General features: G+C 69.5%; 3 protein-coding genes. All 3 read right to left on the bottom strand.

Annotated elements, in window-relative coordinates; translation table 11 throughout:
• Nucleotides 1–2,781 (bottom strand): ribonucleoside-diphosphate reductase subunit alpha (locus CCN39_RS24505; protein ID WP_143264131.1); only part of this gene is annotated, 2,781 nt, incomplete at its 3' end.
• 225 nt (nucleotides 2,782–3,006) lie between these two features.
• Nucleotides 3,007–3,591 (bottom strand): acetoacetate decarboxylase family protein, encoded by a 585-nt coding sequence (locus tag CCN39_RS24510; RefSeq protein ID WP_086845704.1) that lies wholly within the window; start codon nucleotides 3,589–3,591, stop codon nucleotides 3,007–3,009.
• Nucleotides 3,588–4,105, bottom strand: a 518-nt coding sequence (locus tag CCN39_RS24515; protein ID WP_208630355.1) for an enoyl-CoA hydratase-related protein, incomplete at its 5' end; no start/stop codon positions are given. The genes CCN39_RS24515 and CCN39_RS24510, both read right to left, overlap by 4 nt.

Below are 4,105 nucleotides of genomic sequence, written 5' to 3' on the forward strand. Positions count from 1 at the left end.
CTCGGCCACCCCGGCCGCGGGAGCCGCGGCCGGGGTGGCCGAGACGGCGTTCAGCTTGCCGTCGGTGCCGCGCAGGGTGCTCTTCTCCACGTGCGTCGCGGACTGCGCCCGCAGGTAGTACGTGGTCTTGAGGCCCTTGTGCCACGCGTAGCGGTACAGCTGGTCGAGCTTGCGGCCGCTCGGCGCCGCGATGTACAGGTTCAGCGACTGCGCCTGGTCGATCCACTTCTGGCGCGCCGAACCGGCGTCGACGATCCACTTCGACTCGATCTCGAACGCCGTCGCGTACAGCGCCTTGAGGTCGTCCGGCACGCGGTCGATCTGGCCGAGGCTGCCGTCGAAGTACTTGAGGTCGCTGACCATGACCTCGTCCCACAGGCCGCGGGCCTTGAGGCTCTTGACCAGGTGCGGGTTGACGACGGTGAAGTCGCCGGACATGTTCGACTTGACGAACAGGTTCTGGAACAGCGGCTCGATCGACTGCCCGACACCGGAGATGTTGGAGATCGTCGCGGTCGGCGCGATCGCCATCACGTTGGAGTTGCGCATGCCGACCGTCTTGACGCGCTCGCGCAGCGGCGCCCAGTCCAGCGTCGTGGACGTGTCGACGTCGAGGCCGTCACCCTGGCGGGCGTCGATGAGCAGCTGCAGCGAGTCGATCGGCAGGATGCCCTTGCTCCACAGCGATCCCTCGAACGACTGGTACTGCCCGCGCTCCTCGGCGAGGTCGGTCGACGCCGAGATCGCGTAGTAGGAGAGGTGCTCCATGGAGACGTCGGCGAACTTGACGGCCTCCTCCGAAGCGAACGGGACGCCGATCTCGAACAGCGCGTCCTGGAAGCCCATGATGCCCAGGCCCACCGGGCGGTGGCGCAGGTTGGAGCGGCGCGCCTCCGGGATCGTGTAGAAGTTGATGTCGATCACGTTGTCCAGCATGCGGACGGCGGTGCGCACGGTCTTCTCGAGGCGCTTGGTGTCAAGGCCTTCCGGGGTGACGTGCTTGAGCAGGTTCACCGAGCCGAGGTTGCAGACGGCGACCTCTTCGCTGTTGGTGTTCAGCGTGATCTCGGTGCACAGGTTGGACGAGTGCACGACGCCGACGTGCTGCTGCGGCGAACGCAGGTTGCACGGGTCCTTGAAGGTGATCCACGGGTGGCCGGTCTCGAACAGCATGGTCAGCATGCGGCGCCACAGGTCGACCGCGCGCACGCGCCGGAACACCTTGATCTCGCCGCGGTCGGCGGCGGCCTCGTACTCGCGGTAGCGCGTCGCGAACTCGTTGCCGTAGAGGTCGTGCAGGTCCGGGGTCTCGTTCGGCGAGAACAGCGTCCACTGCGCGTCGGCCTCGACGCGGCGGAGGAACTCGTCCGGCACCCAGTTCGCGGTGTTCATGTCGTGGGTGCGGCGGCGGTCGTCACCGGTGTTCTTGCGCAGGTCGAGGAATTCCTCGATGTCGACGTGCCACGTCTCGAGGTAGGCGCAGGCCGCGCCCTTGCGCTTGCCGCCCTGGTTGACCGCGACGGCGGTGTCGTTGGCGATCTTGAGGAACGGCACGACCCCCTGCGACTGGCCGTTGGTGCCCTTGATGTGCGCGCCGAGGCCGCGGACCGGGGTCCAGTCGTTGCCGAGGCCGCCCGAGTACTTCGCCAGCAGGGCGTTGTTCTTGTACGCCTGGAAGATCGAGTCCAGGTCGTCGTCCACCGTGGTCAGGAAGCAGGACGACAGCTGCGGGCGCGTGGTGCCCGAGTTGAACAGCGTCGGCGTCGAGGCCATGAAGTGGAAGCTCGACAGCAGCTCGTAGAACTCGATGGCGCGGGCTTCGCGGTCGTCTTCCCGGATCGCGAGACCCATGGCGACGCGCATGAAGAACGCCTGCGGCAGCTCGAAGCGGGTGCCTTCGTGGTGCTGGAAGTACCGGTCGTAGAGCGTCTGCAGGCCGAGGAAGCCGAAGTCGAGGTCGCGCTCGGGCCGGATCGCGGCGGTGATCTTGTCGAGGTCGAAGCGCTGCAGCTCGCCGTCGACCAGCTCCAGCTCGATCGCGCGGCGCAGGTAGGCGCGGAAGTACGCGGGGTACTCGGCCGCCATCTCGTCCTGGCTGGCCTGACGCGGCTTCTTCGCCAGGTAGCTCAGCGCTTCGCCGCGCAGCTTGTCCAGCAGCAGGCGGGCGGAGACGTAGGAGTAGTTCGGCTCCTGCTCGACCAGCACGCGGGCGGCCATGATCTGGGCCAGGGCGAGCTCGTCGGCGCTGATGCCGTCGTAGAGGTTGCGCTTGGTCTCGGCCAGCACCGGCTCGGCGGTGACGTCCTCGAGGCCGGCGACGGCCTCGCCCACGACGTGGGACACGCGGGCCCAGTCGAGCGGGCGCAGGACGCCGTCGGTGCCCTTGACGTTCAGCGCGACCTCGGCCGCGGCCGGCTTGGCGGCCTCGCGGGCCTTCGCGCGCTCCTCGCGGTAGAGGACGTAGGCGCGGGCGACCTTGTGGTGCTCACCGCGCATGAGGGCGAGCTCGACGATGTCCTGGATCTGCTCGATGTGCAGGGCGGTCTCGGGGCCGGCGTGGCGCAGCAGGGTGGTCTCGACCTGCTGGGTCAGCTCCGCGACGACGTGGTGCACGCGGGAGGACGCGGCGGCGTCGCCGCCCTCGACCGCGAGGAACGCCTTGGTCAGCGCGACCGAGATCTTCCCGGCGTCGAACGGCGACACGCTGCCGTCCCGCCGGATGACCCGGATCGCGGTGGGTGTGTCGGCGGCTGACGGCCGCTGACCGGTTTCGACTGACATGCGTGTCTCCAAGTTTTCGGGCGCGTTCGATCGCCGCACGACCTCACGAGGCCGTGCGCTGCGGTTTCTTGAAAGCTGCCCGGCGACCCTCCGCAGCGGTCTCCCCGTCGCTGGGGGCTGCCGGTGTTGAGAGACTACATGTTGGGGTCGGGGTGCGCGCGGGACCCCAGATGGCGTGTCGCTAGTTCACCCTGACGGGATTGCGTGATCACCCAGAGGTGCCGCTCAGGCGCCGAACCGCAGCTCGGTGGCGGGCAGGGCGAGGCTCAGGAACGGCCGCCGGCCGGCCAGGTGGCCGAGCGGGCCGCGCGGGTTGATCGTCCAGTCGGCCGCGGCGAGCCCGGGCCGGATCTTCGCCCCGACCGGGGTGCGCACGGGGGTGCCGTCACGGTCCTGGAGGACGTCGAACCGGCTGGGGAGCGCGAGCGGCGAGCCCGGCCTCGGCGTGAAGGCCGCGGTGGCGATCCAGTCGTCGCCGGCCGCCGCGGTGTAGGTGCGGTCGGTGAACTGGAGGGCAGCGAGGTCCTTCGGGATGGCCCACAGCTCGCGGCCGCCCTTGAGCGAGACTTCGGAGTCGACCCAGATCTGCGTGATCGTGCAGGTGGTCCGCTTCCCGCGCACCGGGACGGCGGCGAGCAGCTCGTGGTAGGCGAGCTGCCCGGGCGCGCGGTAGGCGATCCAGGCGGTGAAGACGGTGGTGAACCCGGCGATGGACAGCGCGCCCGGGTGCACGTCGCGCGCGGGGACCCGCCAGATCGACACGTGGGCGTCGGCGACCAGGTTCCAGGGCTGCGGCGGGTACGACGTCATTTCTCCAGCCAGGGCAGGTAGTCGGGCAGGTCCTTCTCGACGCGCATGCCGAACGACGGCGGCCGTTTCTGCAGGAACGACAGCACCCCTTCGACGGCGTCCGGGTTCGTGCCGAGCCCGCCGATCAGCTTCGAATCGAGCTCGTGCACCGGGAACGGCGACTCGGCGCTCGCCATCCGGTAGAGCAGCTGCCGGGTGACGGCGACCGACACCGGCGCGGTCGTCTCGACGATCTCCTGCGCGAGTTTCTTCGCTTCGGCCAGCACGGTCCCGCTGGGGAAAACCTTGTGCACCAGGCCTTTTTCGAGGGCCTCGGCCGCGGGGAAGACTCGCCCGCTGATCATCCAGTCGAGCGCGGTGCCCATGCCGACCAGCCGGGGGAGGAACCAGGCCGACGCGCCCTCGGGATAGATGCCGCGGCGGGTGAACACGAAGCCGAACCGCGAGTCCTCGGACGCGAGCCGGTAGTCGCACGAGAGCGTGATGGTGAGCCCGCCGCCGACGGCGGCCCCGT

This window comes from Amycolatopsis kentuckyensis, assembly GCF_002155975.1.
Classification (GTDB): domain Bacteria; phylum Actinomycetota; class Actinomycetes; order Mycobacteriales; family Pseudonocardiaceae; genus Amycolatopsis; species Amycolatopsis kentuckyensis.